Consider the following 16799-nt stretch of genomic DNA (forward strand, 5'->3'; position numbering starts at 1 on the left):
CATAGGGGCCGCGCGGCGCCGCCGGAGCGGGGCCGGGTGGGCCGGGCGGCTCCCTCCCCGGAGCACGGGCCGCCGGCCGCCCGTCCGTGTGCCGTCCGACGCCCGCGCTACGCCCGCTGCGCGCCGTGGCCGCCCCCGGGATGCGCGGGGCCCGCCGCCGGCCGCGCCGGGCCGTCGCCCGCGGAGGGCGTCCGGGTGCCGGTCCGTGTCGGCGGGCGGGCCGTTCCCGCGACGGACAGCGACTCCGGCGCGGCCGACGCGGAGTCGGTCGCCCAGCGCTGTTCGTCCGAGGTGTCGCGGATCTTGACGACGACCTCCGCCTTCGGGTCGTCGGAGGCCGGGGCCACGGCGAGTCCGTCGCGCCAGCGGGGCAGCAACTCGCCCCGGACGGTGAGGTCGTAGCGCACGTCGTCACCGTGGGCCTCGCCCTTGGCGGCGCACCGGTCCAGGACGACGAGACCGTCGTCGGCGCGGGAGTCCAGGCACAGCTCCGGGTTCGCGACGCTGCGCAGCAGTCCGTCCTTCTCGTACGACCACTTCTGTGTCCAGGTGGAGGAGCAGGCGGCGAGGGCGGTCCCGGCGCCGGTCTTCGCCCTGCCGCCCAGGACGTCGAGGCAGAGGCCGACCGCCACGTTGCGCAGCCGGGTCTGCCGGGGAGCGGTGGGCAGTCCGGCCGAGCCGGGGGGTGCCGAGGCCGTGGGCGCGTCCGGGGCCGGGGACACGGTGTGACGGCTGCTCGCGCCGGCGGACGCGCCGGGGCCGGGGGCGCCGTCGTCCGACCAGAGGCTGGTGGCGAGGACGGTGACGAGGACGGTGGCGGAGAAGAGCGCCGCTCCCGTGAGCAGCGTCCTGGCGTTGCGCTGGACGGCGGCGGCGCCCCTGGCGGCGGGCTCGCCGTGGAGCAGCCGGTGGCGGCCTCCGGCGCCCGGGGGCCTGGCGCCGGAGCGGGCCGTCTCCCGCGTGCCGGTGCCGCGGCGGTGCGCCCGGCCGGGCCGCGAGTCGAGGTAGCGCCGGGCGCCCCAGCCGAGGACCGCCTCGGCGAGCAGAAGGCCGAGCCCGCCCTCGAAATGGCTGAGCTGTTCGGCGGCACCCCGGCAGTAGGGGCAGTCCAGCAGATGCTGCTGCACATCGGGCAGCAGGGCGCCGCCCCGGCGAATCGGGACGTCGAGCAGGCGGTTGTTGAAACGGCATTCACTGGTCGGCGCGAGTTCGCGGTGGGCTCGTACGATGCCCTCCCGGAATTGTTCGCGCGACTGGTCCAGCGTGGCCGACGCCGTACGGTCGTCCATGCCCGACAGACCGGCTGGTACGGATATGTGTTCGGCCTCGACCTCGGTGTGCCACAACAGGCACTGGGCGAGCCCGGGAAGGGCCCTGAATGCGCGCCGGGCGAGCTTGCGATTTTCCGGCGTCAGGGTCTTGGCGACCCGCATCCCCCGCCCCCCGGCGGGTTTGCGCACGTCGGGCAGGGCGCCGGATATCCCGGGGTCCGCGGACCACTCCTTGACGATGTCCCGTACGGTCACGAGGAGTTGAGGGCGCAGCGCGGCCCCCGACCCGGTCCGCGCGAGGCCGTCGAGCACCGTGTGGAAAGCGGCGGCGCAGACGATCGAGGCGGTTTCCGCGGAAGTGGCGAGGCAGATGGCGGAGTAGTCGTACACCGGCTGCCAGTGCCGCGCCATCAGCAGCGCGACGGGGTAGGCGGTCTCGCCCCGCGGCCGGCCCTTCAGCAGGGCGGCGAGATTCTCGTCGGGCTCCCCGGGGGCGAGCCCGGGGTGGGGAGGAAACGCGGGACGAGGAGGGTGGCGGGTGGGCACTGAGCGGGGTTCCTTCCACGGTGCGGGGCGGCACGCAGGAGATCGAGCGCCGAAAAGGCTTCCCGATGGGGCATACCTTTTCGACAGAGCGACAGAAAACGACAGGGAACGAAAGCCGCACGCCGGCCGCCGGGCCGAGAGCCTTTCGATCTCGTCAAGGGTCCGGAATACCGAACCGGGGATTCGGGCCGGACATTGCCGGCGCGCGGGGAGTTCACCCTTGCACAACACGCTCACGGCCAACAAGGCACTTGGGCAACATCCGCACCACTGAAAGTTCGTCAATAAGAACCGCAGGCCGGCGGGCCAACTCGCGGGCCGGCCGCGGCTTTCGAAATCCGCACGCCCCGGGTGGGCCACGCCCGCGCCGCGGCACCCTGGGCCGGCACCCCCGCCCCTCCGGCCACCCGGACCCACCACGGCTCACCGGCCCCATGCCGTACGAAAGGCCGTATTCCGGGTGCGCCGGGCCGGCACGCACTACTCTGGAGCGATAGCGACTCGCTTGTTCACTGTGAGTGTCCGCAATGGAGTGGCGACGATGAGCCCGGTCCACCCTGTCGGCGAGGCCGCCACGGCCAGGGCCGTCGTGGACGAGAACGGCACCCTGGTCCACTGGAGCGAGGGTGCCCGACGGCTGCTCGGCTACACGGCGGACGAGGTCGAGGGCCGCCCGGCCGCGGACCTGCTGGTCTCCGCGGGCCCGCCCGGCCGGAGCGGGCCGCCCGGCGACCGCTGGAGCGGCACCCTCACCCTGGTCCACCGCGACGGCCGGCACCTGAACGTCTGGCTGCTCGCCCACCGCAGACGGCCGGAGGGCGGCGGCGAGGAATGGCTCGTCGTCACCCCGCTGACAGGCGACCGGGAGCCGTCCGGGCGGTGGGGGCCGGACGACCCGCTGACGGCCGCCGTGCTGGCGCAGTCCCCCTGCGCCATGGCCGTCTACGACGAGCGGCTGCGGCTGCACGGGCTCAACGACGCGATGGCCGAGGTGATCGGCCTCCCGGAGGAACACATCCGCGGTCTGCTGGCCTGCGAGATCGGCGGCAGGCCGGAGAGCGAGCAGTTCGAGCAGCACCTGCGCGACGCGCTCGTCACCGGACGCGGGAGCGCCGTGGAGACGTTCCAGCGGGCCGGGGGCGAGGATCACGCGCACGCCTGGCTGCTGCGGATCGCACCGCTCACCGATCCCTCGGGGCGGGTACGCGGACTGTGCGTCGCGGCCCACGACTTCTCCGAGCAGTACCGGGCGCGCGAGCGGCTGCAGCTGGTCAACGAGGCGAGCGTCCGGATCGGCACCACCCTCGACGTGGCCCGCACCGCCCAGGAGCTGGCGGACATCTGCGTCCCCGTGCTCGCCGACTTCGCCAGCATCGATCTGCTGGACGCCCTGGGGCCCGAGGGCGAACCCTCCCCCGAGCGGCCGACCGCCCCGGTCACCCTGCGCCGCGTCGCCCACCAGTCGGTCACCCCCGGCTGCCCCGAGGCCGTCCTGGAACTCGGCGAGGTGGACGTCTACCCCCTCTCCTCACCGCAGGCGGACTCCCTGGTGGCCGGCCGGACGACGGTCGTGCCCGACCCCTCCAGCACGCTCGGCGACTGGCTCGGCTGGGACCCGGCGCGCGCCCGGCTGATCCCGGAGTTCCGCCTCCACTCCACGATGTCCGTGCCGATCAGGGCCCGAGGCACCACGCTCGGCGTGGCCGTCCTCACCCGGTACCGGCGGACCGAGCCGTTCACGCCCGACGACATCCTGCTGGCCAACGAGGTGACGGCCCGCGCGGCGGTGTGCATCGACAACGCCCGCCGGTTCTCCCGCGAGCGCGAGACCGCCCTCGCCCTGCAGCGCAGCCTGCTGCCCCGGTCGCTGCCGCGCACGGCCGCGGTGGAGGCCGCCTCGCGCTATCTCCCGGCGGCGCGCGCCGGGGTGGGCGGCGACTGGTTCGACGTGATCCCGCTGTCCGGGATGCGGGTCGCCATGGTCGTCGGGGACGTCGTCGGCCACGGCGTGCAGGCCTCCGCGACCATGGGCCGGCTGCGGACGGCCGTGCGCACCCTCGCCGACATCGACCTGCCGCCCGACGAACTGCTCACCCACCTGGACGACCTCGTGCTGAGGCTGTCCACGGAGTCCGGCGGCGAGGGCACCACCGGCGAGGTCGGCGCGACCTGTCTGTACGCGGTGTACGACCCGGTGTCGCGCCGCTGCACCCTCGCCCGGGCCGGGCATCCGCCGCCCGTGATGCTCCCGCCCGGCGGCCCGGCGCGGCAGATCGACCTCCCGGCCGGGCCACCGCTGGGCCTGGGCGGACTGCCCTTCGAGTCGATCGAGCTGGAGCTGCGCGAGGGCACGGTCCTCGCCCTCTACACGGACGGCCTGATCGAAGGCCGCGACCGGGACACGGAGGCGGGCCACGAGCTGCTGTGCCGCGCCCTGGCCCAGCCCTCCCCGTCCCTTGAGGGCACCTGCCAGGAGATCCTGCGGTCGCTGCTTCCCCCCGCGGGCGTACCGGACGACGTGGCGCTGCTCGTCGCCCGCACCCGCGGGCTGCCGGCCTCCCAGGTCGCGACCTGGGACATCCCCGCCGACCCCTCGCTCGTCGCCCCGATCCGCAAGCAGGTCGTCGACCAGCTGGACACCTGGAACATGAGCGAGGCGACGTTCACCGCCGAACTGGTCGTCAGCGAGCTGGTCACCAACGCCATCCGGTACGGCGAACAGCCCATCCGACTGCGGCTCATCCACGACGACACCATCCTGATCTGCGAGGTCTCCGACACCAGCTCCACCGCACCCCATCTGCGGCGCGCCAAGACCTTCGACGAGGGCGGCCGCGGGCTCCTCCTCGTCGCCCAGCTCACCCAGCGCTGGGGCAGCCGCCACACCCCCGAGGGCAAGACGATCTGGGCCGAGCTGGCGCTGCTGGAGGAGTGACGGCCCGGTCCCGGGTGATTTGATGAGCGGGCACCACGACCCGTGTCCCGGAGGGCCGCACCCTGAACACCCCGATCTCCGAGGCGCTCTCCGTCGTCCTGCTCGTCGCGGTCCTGGTCTGCGCGGTCGTCCGCCCGTTCGGCTGGCCCGAGGCGGTGGTCGCCGTACCGGCCGCCGGCCTGGCCGTCGGCACCGGCCTCATCTCCTGGGACCACGTGCGGGAGGAGGCCGGACGGCTGGGCCCGGTGATCGGCTTTCTCGCGGCGGTCCTGGTGCTCGCCCGCTTCTGCGACGACGAGGGGCTCTTCCAGGCCTGCGGGGCCTGGACGGCCCGCCGGGCCGCCGGAAGCCCGGGGCGACTGCTCGCCGCGGTCTTCGCCCTCGCCTCCGCGATCACGGCCGTGCTCAGCCTGGACGCGACGATCGTGCTGCTCACTCCGGTCGTCTTCGCCACCGCCGCCCGGATGGGAGCGCGTCCCAAACCGCACGTGTACGCGTGCACCCACCTCTCGAACACGGCGTCGCTGCTGCTGCCGGTCTCCAATCTCACCAATCTGCTCGCCTTCGGCGCCTGCGGCCTGAGTTTCACCCGTTTCGCCGCGCTGATGGCGCTGCCCTGGCTGGTGGCGATCGGCGCCGAGTACCTGGTGTTCCGCCGGTTCTTCGCCCGCGACCTGGCGGCGGCCGCCCCGTCGCCCGCCGACGGCGAGCCGCCGAAGCTGCCGGTGTTCGCGCTGGTCACGGTCGTCTGCACGCTCGCCGGGTTCGTCGTCTCCTCGGCGGCCGGCTTCGACCCGGCGTGGTCGGCGCTGGCCGGGGCACTGGTCCTGGCGGCCCGGGCGCTGGTCCGGGGGCGCGCCACCCCGCTCACGGTGGTGCGCGCCGCCGGGCCGTCGTTCCTCGCGTTCGTGCTGGCCCTCGGCATCGTCGTACGGGCCGTGGTCGACCACGGACTCGCCGGCGCCCTCGGCCGGATCCTGCCGGACGGGAGCGGCCCGGCCGCGCTGCTCGGCATCGCCGCGCTCGCCGCCGTGCTGGCGAACCTGATCAACAACCTGCCCGCGGTCCTGGTACTGCTGCCGCCGGCCGCCGCGTCGGGGTCCGGTGCCGTCCTCGCGGTGCTGCTCGGCGTGAACATCGGGCCGAACCTCACCTACGCGGGCTCCCTGGCCACCCTGCTGTGGCGGCGTATCGTGCACCAGCACGAGCACGACGTGGACCTCCGGGAGTTCACCCGGCTCGGTGTGATCGCCGTCCCGGCGGCGCTGGTCCCGGCCGTCCTGGCACTCTGGCTCGCGCTGCGCGTCATCGGAGGCTGATGCCCATGCGTGTGATCGCCTGGCTCGTCGAGGGGACCTGGCCGGCCTGTGTGGAGGCCGTACGCACCCACGCGCCGCCGGCGAGCGACGTGGTCCTGCTGCACGTCAGCGAGCCCGGTGTGCCGGGCCTGGCGCACGGCGCCTTCGCCGGACTGCTCGGCCGCGGACACCCCGAGCGCGACCCAGGCGACCGCCTGGAGGAGCTGGGCACGTCCTCGGCGGCGCTCCTGCTCGACGCGGCCGCCGAGCGGCTGGCCGGCCCCTGCACCCGGCTGGAGCGCACCGGGCACGCCGAGCGGGAGGTCGTCGCCGCCGCCGACGGCGCCGATCTGCTGGTGCTGGCCCGCGACGGCGACCGTGCCCGCCTCGGCCCCCACAGCCTGGGCCCCGCCGGACGGTTCGTCGTCGACCACGCCCCCTGCCCCGTCCTGCTCGTCTGGCCCGAACCGGCCCCGGACGTCAAGACCCTCCCTCCCCCGCCCCCGCGTCCTCCCGGTCCCCCGCACCCGCCGCACGACCCGCCTCCGCCGCCCGGCTGAGCACGGACCCCCGCGCAGGACGCGTACGTGCGCTCACACCGGGCCCGCCACCCCGAAGGGATCATCCGCCCCCCGCCGTGCCGCGCTCCTCCTCGTCCCCGGGTGCCGCCGCCTGTCGGCGGACGGGGGCGGACGGCCGGTCTTGACGCGGGCGGGTCCCAGCGGCTTGGATCTTGGTGTGCCGAGGCGTCCGCCCGGCACGCAGAGGTGCGCCCAGCCGGTACGGACCGATCCGCGTCCCAGTCCGGTCACCGTCGCCAGGACCGCGTGAGCGTCCGAGGCGGGGCCGCACCCGCGAGCGACGGAACGGACATGCCCGCCACCTCAGCCGCCCGTGTCGTGAGAACGGCCGCCCCGCTGCTCGCCCTCGTGGTGATCGCGGGCTGCGGCACCGGCGACCCGGCGCCCCGGCCGCAGCGCACGCACGACGGGAAGCCCGCCGCGGTCCGGCTTCCCCCGCGCAACGCCGGCTTCGACTACCAGATCGGCGGCGCCTACCCGCCCCCGCGGGGAGTCCGCGTCGTCAGCCGCGACCGGAAGGACTCCCCCGCCCGGGGCCTGTACAACATCTGCTACGTCAACGCCTTCCAGGCGCAGCCCGGGGAGCGGGGCGAATGGCCCGCCGACCTGCTGCTGCGCGACGCGGACGGCGAGGCCGTCGTCGACACCGACTGGAACGAGGCCCTGCTCGACATCGGCACCCCCGCCAAACGCGAGCGGATCGCCGCCCGGGTCGGCGAGTGGATCGACGGCTGCGCCGACCAGGGCTTCGACGCCGTCGAGCCGGACAACTACGACAGCTACACCCGGTCGAAGCACCTGCTGGGCCCGGACGACGCCACGGCGTTCATCAGCCTGCTCTCGGCGCGCGCCCACTCCCGGCACCTGGCGATCGGGCAGAAGAACACCGCGGAACTCGCCGGCGCCCGCTCCCGCACCGGTCTCGACTTCGCGGTCACGGAGGAGTGCGGAGCCTACGACGAGTGCGGGGTGTACGCGAAGGCCTTCGACGACCGCGTGGTGGACGTCGAGTACACCGACGACGGGCTGCGCAAGGCGCTCGCGGGGTACGGGGACCGGCTGAGCGTCGTCCGCCGGGACGTGCGGGTCTCCCGGCCCGGCGACGAGGGCTACGTCCGCGAGACGGGCTGACCCGGACGCGGGCGCCGGTCCCTCACCCGCCCACCCCGGGCGCGACCAGGTCCAGCACCGCCTCCCAGTCGAGTTCCGGCCGGCGGTCCACGAAGCGCACGCCCATGCCGGTCAGGCGTTCGACGCTCTCCCGGTAGGCGGGGTGCGCGGCGAGGGCGTCGTTCACACAGGGCAGTACGGCGAGGGGCACGCCCAGGCCGTACGCCTCGCAGAGCGTGCCCAGCGCGAGGGTGTCCGCCGTACCGGCCGCCCATTTGTTCACCGTGTTGAAGGTGGCGGGAGCGACGACGACGGCGTCCGGTGCCGGGAAGGGGCGCGGGTCGCCCGGCAGGCGCCAGGCGGAGCGGACCGGGTGGCCGGTCCGCTCCTCGACGGCCGCCACGTCGATGAAGCCGAGGCCCTGCGGGGTGGCGATGACGCCGGTCTCCCAGTTCCGCTCGTGCGCGGCGGTGAGGAGCCGGCCGACGTCCTGGGCGACGCCCGCCGCGCAGACGACGACGTACAGGAACGGCTTGTCGCGTTGTTGTCCGGTCACGGGCCCCGACCCTACGCAGCCCGGCGTGCGGGCCGTGACGCGGCCTCCCCGACGGCGGCGGCCCACGGCGGGACGGCGACGGCGAGGACGGCCACGACGGCGAGGACGGTGCGCTCAGGAGCCGGACACGGTGATGGCCGCGACCGGACAGGCCCGCGCCGCCTCCCGCAGCATCGGGTCACCGGCCCGCCCGCCGCCCGGCAGCAGTTCGCTGAAGCCGTCGTCGTCCTGCGTGAAGACGCCGGGCGCGGTGAGCGCGCACTGCCCGGCGCCGATGCAGACGTCCTTGTCGATGGAGACGCCGGGGCTCATCGCGTCCGCTCCCGCCAGGTCACGGGGAGTTCGAGCATCCCCTGAAGGGTGTCCCCCGGTTTGAAGGGGATCTCGTCCGCCGGCCGCGCGAGACGCAGTGCGGGCAGCCGTCCGAACAGGGACCGCAGGGCGATCTCGATCTCGGCCCTGGCCAGGTTCTGTCCGAGGCACTGGTGGACGCCGAAGCCGAAGGCGACGTGGTGACGGGCCGGGCGCCGCCAGTCGAGGGCGTCGGGCCGCGCGTAGGCGTCCTCGTCCCGGTTGATGACCGACGTCGAGAAGACGACCCCCTCGCCCGCCCTGATGGTCACCCCGGCTGTCTCGATGTCCTCGGTGGCGACGCGCAGCAGGCCGTCGGCGATGGACAGGAAACGCAGCAGTTCCTCCACGGCGGCGGGCATCAGCTCCGGCTCGGCCCTCAGTTCGTCGAGCCGTCCCGGGTGCGCGAGCAGCGTGAACGTGCCCAGCGAGATCATGTTCGCCGTGGTCTCGTGTCCCGCGACCAGGAGGATCGTGGCGAGGGACGTCAGTTCCGCCCGGTCGAGGGTGCCCGACTCCAGGCCGTCGCGGACCAGGTCGTCGAGGATCCCGTCGCCCGGGTCGGCGCGCTTGCGGTCGATCAGCGAGCCGAGGTAGGCGTCGAGCCGGTCCCGCGCGTCCTGCGTGTCGGCCGAGGCCGGCCCGCGCAGCAGTCTGCGGGACTGTTCCTCGAAGAAGTCGTGGTCGGCGTAGGGCACGCCGAGCAGGGAGCAGATCACCATCGAGGGGACGGGCAGCGCGAAGTCGCCGACGAGTTCGGCCTCCGTCCCCTTCGCCTCCATCGCGTCGATGAGCCGGTCGACCGTCTCCTGGATGCGCGGCCGCAGCGCGGCGACCCGCTTCAGGGTGAACGCCGGTACCAGCCCGCGGCGTTGGGCGTGATGCTCGGGGTCGTCCACCCCGAGCAGGGCGACCCGCCGCTTGCGGCTGTCGGCGAACCGCGCGGTGGGCGCCGGGAACGCGGGGCCGGTGCGGTCGGACGACAGCCGTGGATCGGCGAGGAGTTGACGGGCCGCCGCGTGCCCGGTGACCACCCACACCTCACGCCCGTCGTAGAGCGACGCCCGCGAGAGCGGCCGCGCCCGGCGCAACGCGTCGTAGCCGGTGGGCGGATGGTAGGGACACGTCCGGTCCTGGGGGAAGGCGACCGGCTCCGTGCGGACGGGTGCGGCGGCGGCGCTCGCGGTGACGGAGTCCCGGGTGCCGGCGGAAGCGGCGACGGCGGGCCCGGCGGCGGCCTGAGCGGTGACGGTGTGGTCGATGACGGCGGGCCCGATGACGGCGGGTTCGGTGACGGCGGGCTCGGTGACGGCGGGTTCTGTCATGGATGACCTCGCAGGCGAAGGTGCGGTCCCTCGTGTCGATCTTCATTAGATGCTGGCTACACCTACAGGGCGACGCGAAGTTCGGCCAGATCGCGGGGGCACCCGACTTGGCCGAACCACCCCGCCCGGGCGCGGCCCGCCCTCTCACGGACAGCGGATACGCTCGGGTCCGATGGAGGACGCCGTGAGCAGCTCGACGCAGACCGTTTCCGCCTGGGGGCCCAGCATGGTGCCGTTCGGGCGGTCCTTCGCCGACCAGACCGTACGCATGGTGATCCACCCCACCGCGAGCGGCCCCGGGGCCCGGCTCAGGGTTTCCAACCTGCACGGACCCGGTGAACTGACCGTGGGAGCCGTCGGTGTCGCCGGGCCGTCGGGCCCATTCCGGCCGGTCACCTTCGGCCACGCCCCGAAGACGGTGCTCGGCCGCGGACAGGAGGTGTACAGCGACGTCCTGCCGGTCGACGTCGTGCGGGGGCAGGCGCTGCTGGTCAGCGTCCATCTGCCGGAGGAGACGGGGCCGTCCACCCACCACCGGGAGGCGTTGCGGACGTGCTGGGTGTCGCCGCCGGGCTCCGGCGACCTCACCGCCCGGGAGGGCCTGGCCGGGTTCACGGGCGCGGAGTCGTCCTGGTACTTCCTGTCGGGGCTGACGGTCGAGGCGTCCGACGCCGACGGCACCGTCGTCGCCTTCGGCGACTCGATCACGGACGGCGCGAACACGACCCCGGACACGAACCGGCGCTGGCCGGATCTCCTCGCGCGGCGCCTGGCGTCCCACCGGACGGCCGTGGTCAACGCGGGGGTCGCCGGCAACCGGCTGCTGAGCGACTCGACGGCGGTCGCCTGCGTGCACCGCTTCGGGCACGACGTCCTGGGCCATGCCGGTGTCCGCACGGTCGTCGTGCTGGCCGGGATCAACGACATCCTCACCGGGGTCGGCGCCGACGGGTCCGGCCTGACCGCCGGGGACCTCATCGACGGCTACCGCTGTCTGACCGACATGGCGCGCGCGGGAGGCGTCCGCATCGTCGGCGGCACCCTGCTGCCCAGCCGCAACCTCACCGCCGGGCAGGACACCGTCCGCCTCGCCGTCAACGACTGGATCCTCGGCGGCGACGGCTTCGACGGTGTCGTCGACTTCGCGGCCGCGACCGCGGATCCCGGCGTCCCCGGGTCCCTGCGCCCCGCGTACGACAGCGGCGACGGCCTGCACCCGAACGACGCGGGCATGGCCGCGCTGGCCGGGGCCGTCGACCCCGCCGTGCTCACCGGGCCCGCGCGGCCGTGACGGGCTCGGTGCCGAAGGCGGCGGCCACGGCAAGGCTGTCCTCGTACACGTGGTGCCGGACGATCAGGCCGTCCTCGACGGTGAGGTGGAGGGCGAACCGGGCGCGGTAGGCCCGTCCGGTGGCCCGCGCGGTCTGGCGGATCTCGCCGAGGACGACCGCCTCCGTGCCGTCGACGAGGATCCGCTCGATGGCCGTGGCCGCCTCCCCGGCCACATGGTGGGCGACGAGTTCGCGGTAGTGGCCGGCGACGTCGGCCCGCGTGGACCGGTGCCGGATCCACGTAGTGGCGGCCCGGCCGTGCTCGTCCTCGGGCCAGTTCAGCTTCCAGTCGACGTGCCCGGCGTACAGCTCGGCGGTCCGGACGGGGTCGCCGGCGGCGATCCGGCGCAGCAGTTCCCGGACGACGTCTCGGGTGGTGTGGGTCATGGGACGGCTCCTCGCTCGTGCGTCCCGCCATCCTCGCGAGGACGTCCGCGAAGGGCGATTACCCGTGAGGTCATGCGATCGGCCGCCGGGCGGCACCGTGGGCGGCGCGGCGTGGATGAAACCCCGGGACGCCGGTGTTCATTGGTGGCGTGGGTGTCCTCCCGCCGCCGCGGGAGGGGGCGCCGCGGGGGCACGTGGGACAGCGAGTCGACGGCGACGATGGGACGGATGTCATGCCTCTTGAGGGCGAGTACGAACCCAGCCCGACGCAGTGGGTGCGGGAACAGGTCGAGCTGTACGAGAGCTCGGGCGGCACGGAGGGGACGACGCTGCGGGACACGGGGCTGCCCGTCGTCGTCCTCACCTCCCTGGGCGCCAGGAGCGGCAGGATCCGCAAGTCCCCGGTGATGCGCGTCGAGCACGACGGCCACTACGCCGCGGTGGCCTCGCTCGGCGGCGCGCCCCGGCACCCGGTCTGGTACCACAACATCAAGGCGCACCCGGTGGTGGAGCTGCAGGACGGCCCCGTCCGCCGTGACATGCGGGCCCGCGAGGTCACGGGCGAGGAGAAGGCGCGCTGGTGGGAGCGGGCGGTCGCGGCGTTCCCGGCGTACGCCGACTACCAGAAGAAGACCGACCGGGAGATTCCCGTCTTCGTACTGGAGCCGGTCTCCGGGAACTGACCGCGACGTCGCCCGCCCGTGCGCATGGTCCCGCGCACGGCGGGCACCCGAAGGTCAGGCCCCGCCGCGCTCCCCCGTCGCGGCGGGGCTTTCGTCCGTCCGGCCGTCGGCCGCCCCGTCGCGCGCGGCCCTGCGCGCCGTCGCCGCGTCGGTCACGTCCAAGAAGATCTGGTCGGCCTCCGGGACCTCGTGGGCCAGCGACCGCTTGATGCGGACGGCGATCTCCTCGACCTCCTCGCTGTCCATGCCGGGGGCGAGGTCGATCCGGGCCGCCACCAGGGTCGAGTCCAGGCCCAGCTGCATCGTCAGCAGCGACTCGACGCTGTCGATCTCGGGCTGCGCGTTCAGCAGGGCGCGGATCTTCCGGCTCGCCTCGGCGTCGGCCGCCTGACCGATCAGCTGGTCGCGCGCGTCGCGCCCCAGCCAGAACGCCACGCAGACCAGCAGCGCGCCGATGGCGAGCGAGGCCGACGCCTCCCAGACGACCTGTCCGGTGGCCATGTGCAGGCCCATCCCGGCGATCGCGAGCGTCACGCCGAGCACCGCGGTGCCGTCCTCGGCGACGACGGTGCGCAGGGCGGGGTCGCGCAGCCCCTGCGCGCCGCCCTGTTTGCGCACCTGGTGCAGTGCACGCAGCAGGGAGGCTCCCTCGGCGAGCAGCGCGATCCCGAGGACCACGAAGCCCGCGATGTAGCCCTCGAAGGACTCCTGGGTGTCGCTCCGCAGCGCCTCGAACCCCTGGAAGAACGAGAAGCAGCCGCCCATGACGAAGATGCCGACGGCGGCCAGCAGCGACCAGAAGAAGCGCTCCTTCCCGTAGCCGAAGGGATGACGTTTGTCGGCGGGGCGGCGGCTGCGGCGCAGCGCGGCGAGGAGGAAGACCTCGTTCAGGCTGTCGGCGACCGAGTGCGCGGCCTCCGAGAGCAGGGCGGGTGATCCCGCGAAGACACCGCCCACGGCCTTGGCCGCGGCGATGACGAGGTTGGCGCCCAGCGCGACCAGGACGGTGACCCGCGTTCTGCGGTCCGCCCCGTCGGCCTCGCCCGGTCCGTTCGGCTGTTTCGATGATTTCCGGCTCACTCCCGCCGAATTCCCGCGCCGGTGCGCCTCACACGGAGGTTCGCGGGAGACGGGGCAGATCCGGCGGGGGCTGTGGCCCGGGTGGTCCGCTGCGCCGGCGGAAAACGGGGAACGCTCACCAGACACTGCTTTCCCGACATGCCGGAAGGAACGGGCGCATGAGTGACACGAAGAGCGAGGAAGAGGGCAACAGCTCGTACGGGAGGAAGCCGTTCAAGCGGTCCAGGAGCCACTTCGCGGACCGCGTCACGGCGGACGGCCGGGACGGCTGGCCGGTGGAGGCGGGCCGCTACCGGCTCGTCGTCAGCCGCGCCTGCCCCTGGGCGAGCCGCGCGCTGGTCTCGCGGCGGCTGCTGGGGCTGGAGGACGCCCTGTCCCTGGCGGTCACGGACCCGGTCCAGGACGACCGCAGCTGGCGGTTCACGCTCGATCCGGACGGCCGCGACCCGGTGCTCGGCATCCGCTTCCTCAGCGAGGCCTACGACGCGCGGGAGACCGGCTATCCCGGCGGGGTCAGCGTGCCCGCGGTCGTGGACGTGCCCAGCGGCAGGCTGGTCACCAACGACTACCAGCGGATCACGCTGGACCTCGCCACGGAGTGGACCGCCCTGCACCGGGACGGGGCGCCCGACCTGTACCCCGAGGCGCTGCGCGACGAGATCGACGAGGTCATGGAGGGCGTCTACGAGGACGTGAACAACGGTGTCTACCGGGCAGGGTTCGCCGCGGGGCAGAAGGAGTACGAGGAGGCGTGCACGGGCGTCTTCCGGCGGCTGGAGCTGCTGTCCGGGCGGCTCGCCGGACAGCGCTACCTGGTCGGCGACACGATCACCGAGGCGGACATCCGGCTGTTCACCACGCTGGTCAGGTTCGACGCGGTCTACCACGGGCACTTCAAGTGCAACCTCTGGAAGCTGGCGGAGGACCCGGTGCTGTGGGGGTACGTCCGCGATCTGTACCAGACGCCTGGCTTCGGGGACACGGTCGACTTCGACCACATCAAGCGGCACTACTACACGGTCCACACGGGCATCAACCCGACCGGCATCGTCCCGGTCGGGCCCCGTCTGTCCGGCTGGCTCGCCCCGCACCACCGCGCCGAACTGGGCGGCAGGCCTTTCGGCGACGGGACACCGCCCGGCCCGGTGCGCGCGGACGAGGAGATCCCGGCCCGGGGGCGCCCCTGAGCCCGAGCGCGTATTCACCGTCGAACAGGACACCCGCCAGATGAGGTGCCGGTGAGGACGTGCCCGGCACGGACACGGAAGGAGACCGAGGTGCCCAAGAAGAAGAAGCTCCCCCTCGCCTACAAGCCGGTCGGCTTCGTACTCGGCTGGGTCGGCGGATCCCTCGCGGGGATGGCGTTCCAGGCGACGTGGAAGGCCATCCGCCACGAGGACGACGCACCGGACGCCCTGGACCGGGACCGCGGGTGGGGCGAGGTGCTGCTGGCCGCCGCGCTGCAGGGTGCCCTGTTCGCCGTCGTGCGCAGCGCGGTGGACCGCACCGGCGCCAAGGCCATCGAACGGTCCACGGGTGTCTGGCCCGTACCGGAGGACGGCGGCCGGGACTGAACCGCGCCCGGCGGCCCGCCTCCCGGGCGGGCGTGCCGGGCGCATCTTCCCCGCGCACGGGTCCGAGGCCGTCAGCCCTGCTTGGGCGCCGTGCTCGGCTCGCGGCGCAGGGTGAAGGAGTGTCCGGCGGGGTCCGCGTACCCGCGCTCCTCGAAGGGGCCCGACGCGTCCTTGGTGTCGAGGGGCCGCCCGCCGAGTCCGACGACCCGGCGCTCCGCCTCGTCGAGGTCGTCCACGTAGAAGTCCAGGTGGGCCTGGAGCGAGTTCTCCGGGCGCGGCCAGCTCGGCGGTGTCGCCATCACGTCCCTGCGAAAGGCGACGCGCAGTCCGTCGGCGCCCCGGATCTCGACCCGGTTCGCGGTCGCCTCCGTCTCCTCGGCGTCCAGCAACTCCTTGTAGAACGCGGCCAGTTTCTCGGGCTCGGCGCAGTCCAGCACCACCACGCCCGCCAATACCAGCGCCATGCTTCCTCCGTACGGATCGCGGGCGCGGAGCGGTGGACCGCCCGCTGCCACACCCACCCGCATACCCCGTCCCCGCCGGGTGACCCCGCGACGCCCCTCCCCCCATGCCCGTCCCGGTCCGCCCGACGGGTCTTTCCCGGTTTCCTGGACAGGTGTCTTCCTGGACAGGTGTCCTGCTACGGTGGACACCTGTCCAGGAATTCGACCTGGGCGTACGCCGGGGAGGCTGTGGGATGGGGATCGTCGCGGACGTGCTGGTGGGCCTGGTGGCCGCACTGCACGTGTACATCCTGGTGCTGGAGATGTTCCTGTGGCAGAAGGAGCCGGGGCGCAGGCTGCACGGGCTCGGTCCGGAGATGGCCCGGGAGACGGCTCCGCTCGCGGCCAACCAGGGTCTCTACAACGGGTTTCTGGCCGCCGGTCTCACCTGGGGGCTGATCGCCGCCGATCCGACCGGCTTCCGGGTCCGGGTCTTCTTCCTGGTGTGCGTCGTGGTCGCCGGGGTGTACGGGTCACTGACCGCCAACCGGCGCATCCTCTTCGCCCAGGCTCTGCCGGGCGCCCTCGCCCTGGCCGCCGTCCTCGTCGCGGGATGACCGCCGAGGACCCCCGGGCCGCCCGCACCCGGGCCCGGCTGCGCCGCGCGCTGCTGGAGGAGTGCGCACAGCGTCCGCTGGAGGAGGTGGGCGTCGCCGCCCTGGTGCGCCGGGCGGGGGTGGGCAGGGCCACCTTCTACGTGCACTACGCGGATCTGGAAGCGCTGGCCGTCGACGCCTGCGCGGACATCGTGCGTGAGGCCGTGGACGCGCTGCACGCCTGGCGCGGCCGCCCGGATCCGGTGTCCGCGCCGCCCGCTCTCCTCGCGTTCTTCGCCGGGCTGGCCCCGCACGCCGCCCTCCACCGCGCCCTGCTGACCCCGGGCGGAGGCGGCCCGCTCGGCCGCGTGCTCCACCGGGACCTGCGGGCCCGCAGTCTCGCCGAGCGCGAGCTCGCGGGCGCCGCGGACGCCCCTCTCGTCGCCTCGGCCGTCGCCGCCACGTTCGCGGGTGTCCTCGGTGACTGGCTGCACGGCCTCGTCGACGCGGGCCCGGAGGAGATCGCCCACCAGGTCTGGCAGTTGCTCGTCGCGCTGCACACCAGCCGCTGAGCCGCCGGCCGCCGAGCCACCGGCCGCCACGGGAAGGTGCCCGCGGGGGCGCCGACGGGTGCCACGCCCGCGCGGACGTCCGGGGCCACCCGCCAGCGCCGCACCCTTAATTCACCGACATATGTCAACCGACCATGCTGAAATTCACTGCATCAGGGGT

17 protein-coding genes are annotated in these 16799 nt (G+C 74.1%); 10 read left to right on the top strand and 7 right to left on the bottom strand.

Annotated elements, in window-relative coordinates; all coding sequences use genetic code 11:
• Window positions 1-107: 107 nt before the first annotated feature.
• Complete coding sequence (locus ACFY93_RS17620; RefSeq protein WP_391359441.1) at window positions 108-1817, bottom strand: ricin-type beta-trefoil lectin domain protein; 1710 nt, start codon at window positions 1815-1817, stop codon at window positions 108-110.
• A gap of 541 nt (window positions 1818-2358) precedes the next feature.
• Here ACFY93_RS17620 and ACFY93_RS17625 point away from each other — a divergent pair.
• The 4 genes from ACFY93_RS17625 to ACFY93_RS17640 all read left to right on the top strand — a co-directional run bounded on the left by ACFY93_RS17625 (window position 2359) and on the right by ACFY93_RS17640 (window position 7762).
• Window positions 2359-4752: a SpoIIE family protein phosphatase gene (locus tag ACFY93_RS17625; protein WP_391359444.1), complete on the top strand. Its 2394-nt coding sequence runs from the start codon at window positions 2359-2361 to the stop codon at window positions 4750-4752.
• 62 nt (window positions 4753-4814) lie between these two features.
• A complete protein-coding gene (locus tag ACFY93_RS17630; RefSeq protein ID WP_391359912.1) occupies window positions 4815-6071 on the top strand; it encodes an SLC13 family permease in 1257 nt (418 codons plus the stop codon).
• Window positions 6072-6076: 5 nt separating this feature from the next.
• On the top strand, window positions 6077-6610 hold the full coding sequence (locus ACFY93_RS17635) for a universal stress protein (RefSeq protein ID WP_391359447.1): 534 nt from the start codon (window positions 6077-6079) through the stop codon (window positions 6608-6610).
• Window positions 6611-6922: 312 nt separating this feature from the next.
• Complete coding sequence (locus ACFY93_RS17640; protein ID WP_391359450.1) at window positions 6923-7762, top strand: endo alpha-1,4 polygalactosaminidase; 840 nt, start codon at window positions 6923-6925, stop codon at window positions 7760-7762.
• 22 nt (window positions 7763-7784) lie between these two features.
• Here ACFY93_RS17640 and ACFY93_RS17645 read toward each other — a convergent pair whose 3' ends face one another.
• The 3 genes from ACFY93_RS17645 to ACFY93_RS17655 form a co-directional block, all read right to left on the bottom strand.
• Window positions 7785-8297 carry a flavoprotein gene (locus tag ACFY93_RS17645; protein WP_391359453.1) on the bottom strand — a complete coding sequence of 171 codons (513 nt, stop codon included), beginning with the start codon at window positions 8295-8297 and terminating at the stop codon, window positions 7785-7787.
• A gap of 114 nt (window positions 8298-8411) precedes the next feature.
• Window positions 8412-8609, bottom strand: coding sequence for a ferredoxin (locus tag ACFY93_RS17650; RefSeq protein WP_391359456.1), 198 nt, complete (start codon window positions 8607-8609; stop codon window positions 8412-8414).
• Entirely contained in the window at window positions 8606-9973 is a 1368-nt protein-coding gene (locus ACFY93_RS17655) for a cytochrome P450 (RefSeq protein WP_391359459.1), read from the bottom strand. The genes ACFY93_RS17650 and ACFY93_RS17655 overlap by 4 nt, the downstream gene beginning before the upstream one ends.
• Window positions 9974-10157: 184 nt before the next feature.
• On the opposite strand from ACFY93_RS17655, the gene ACFY93_RS17660 reads away from it, so the two are divergent.
• A complete protein-coding gene (locus tag ACFY93_RS17660; RefSeq protein ID WP_391359462.1) occupies window positions 10158-11264 on the top strand; it encodes a GDSL-type esterase/lipase family protein in 1107 nt (368 codons plus the stop codon).
• On the opposite strand, the gene ACFY93_RS17665 is transcribed toward ACFY93_RS17660, so the two are convergent.
• A complete protein-coding gene (locus ACFY93_RS17665) occupies window positions 11242-11691 on the bottom strand; it encodes a nuclear transport factor 2 family protein (protein ID WP_391359463.1) in 450 nt (149 codons plus the stop codon). The two genes, ACFY93_RS17660 and ACFY93_RS17665, sit on opposite strands and share 23 nt — an antisense overlap.
• 233 nt (window positions 11692-11924) lie before the next feature.
• On the opposite strand from ACFY93_RS17665, the gene ACFY93_RS17670 reads away from it, so the two are divergent.
• Complete coding sequence (locus ACFY93_RS17670; RefSeq protein WP_391359465.1) at window positions 11925-12374, top strand: nitroreductase/quinone reductase family protein; 450 nt, start codon at window positions 11925-11927, stop codon at window positions 12372-12374.
• Window positions 12375-12428: 54 nt separating this feature from the next.
• Here the strand turns inward: ACFY93_RS17670 and ACFY93_RS17675 are convergent, their stop codons facing one another.
• Complete coding sequence (locus tag ACFY93_RS17675; RefSeq protein ID WP_391359468.1) at window positions 12429-13454, bottom strand: cation diffusion facilitator family transporter; 1026 nt, start codon at window positions 13452-13454, stop codon at window positions 12429-12431.
• A 158-nt stretch (window positions 13455-13612) separates the two neighbouring features.
• Between ACFY93_RS17675 and ACFY93_RS17680 the strand changes: the two genes are divergently transcribed.
• Together ACFY93_RS17680 and ACFY93_RS17685 are read left to right on the top strand one after the other, a co-directional pair.
• Window positions 13613-14641, top strand: coding sequence for a glutathione S-transferase C-terminal domain-containing protein (locus ACFY93_RS17680; protein WP_391359470.1), 1029 nt, complete (start codon window positions 13613-13615; stop codon window positions 14639-14641).
• Window positions 14642-14731: 90 nt separating this feature from the next.
• The gene (locus tag ACFY93_RS17685) at window positions 14732-15028 is read left to right on the top strand and encodes a DUF4235 domain-containing protein (RefSeq protein ID WP_391359473.1); all 297 of its coding nucleotides are present in this window, start codon (window positions 14732-14734) and stop codon (window positions 15026-15028) included.
• Between the two features lie 71 nt (window positions 15029-15099).
• Here the strand turns inward: ACFY93_RS17685 and ACFY93_RS17690 are convergent, their stop codons facing one another.
• Window positions 15100-15492: a VOC family protein gene (locus ACFY93_RS17690; RefSeq protein WP_391359476.1), complete on the bottom strand. Its 393-nt coding sequence runs from the start codon at window positions 15490-15492 to the stop codon at window positions 15100-15102.
• Window positions 15493-15725: 233 nt separating this feature from the next.
• On the opposite strand from ACFY93_RS17690, the gene ACFY93_RS17695 reads away from it, so the two are divergent.
• Together ACFY93_RS17695 and ACFY93_RS17700 are read left to right on the top strand one after the other, a co-directional pair.
• Window positions 15726-16088: a DUF1304 family protein gene (locus ACFY93_RS17695; RefSeq protein ID WP_391359479.1), complete on the top strand. Its 363-nt coding sequence runs from the start codon at window positions 15726-15728 to the stop codon at window positions 16086-16088.
• Window positions 16085-16639 carry a TetR family transcriptional regulator gene (locus ACFY93_RS17700; RefSeq protein WP_391359482.1) on the top strand — a complete coding sequence of 185 codons (555 nt, stop codon included), beginning with the start codon at window positions 16085-16087 and terminating at the stop codon, window positions 16637-16639. The genes ACFY93_RS17695 and ACFY93_RS17700 overlap by 4 nt, the downstream gene beginning before the upstream one ends.
• Window positions 16640-16799 lie beyond the last annotated feature (160 nt).

This window comes from Streptomyces sp. NPDC008313, from assembly GCF_042956125.1.
In the GTDB taxonomy this organism is placed as follows: Bacteria; Actinomycetota; Actinomycetes; order Streptomycetales; family Streptomycetaceae; genus Streptomyces.

Coding starts and splice junctions, on each gene's coding strand:
- ACFY93_RS17625 (WP_391359444.1), top strand. CDS start 2,359: ATGAGCCCGGTCCACCCTGTCGGCGAGGCCGCCACGGCCAGGGCCGTC.
- ACFY93_RS17635 (WP_391359447.1), top strand. CDS start 6,077: ATGCGTGTGATCGCCTGGCTCGTCGAGGGGACCTGGCCGGCCTGTGTG.
- ACFY93_RS17640 (WP_391359450.1), top strand. CDS start 6,923: ATGCCCGCCACCTCAGCCGCCCGTGTCGTGAGAACGGCCGCCCCGCTG.
- ACFY93_RS17650 (WP_391359456.1), bottom strand. CDS start 8,609: ATGAGCCCCGGCGTCTCCATCGACAAGGACGTCTGCATCGGCGCCGGG.
- ACFY93_RS17655 (WP_391359459.1), bottom strand. CDS start 9,973: ATGACAGAACCCGCCGTCACCGAGCCCGCCGTCACCGAACCCGCCGTC.
- ACFY93_RS17665 (WP_391359463.1), bottom strand. CDS start 11,691: ATGACCCACACCACCCGAGACGTCGTCCGGGAACTGCTGCGCCGGATC.
- ACFY93_RS17670 (WP_391359465.1), top strand. CDS start 11,925: ATGCCTCTTGAGGGCGAGTACGAACCCAGCCCGACGCAGTGGGTGCGG.
- ACFY93_RS17680 (WP_391359470.1), top strand. CDS start 13,613: ATGAGTGACACGAAGAGCGAGGAAGAGGGCAACAGCTCGTACGGGAGG.
- ACFY93_RS17690 (WP_391359476.1), bottom strand. CDS start 15,492: ATGGCGCTGGTATTGGCGGGCGTGGTGGTGCTGGACTGCGCCGAGCCC.
- ACFY93_RS17695 (WP_391359479.1), top strand. CDS start 15,726: ATGGGGATCGTCGCGGACGTGCTGGTGGGCCTGGTGGCCGCACTGCAC.
- ACFY93_RS17700 (WP_391359482.1), top strand. CDS start 16,085: ATGACCGCCGAGGACCCCCGGGCCGCCCGCACCCGGGCCCGGCTGCGC.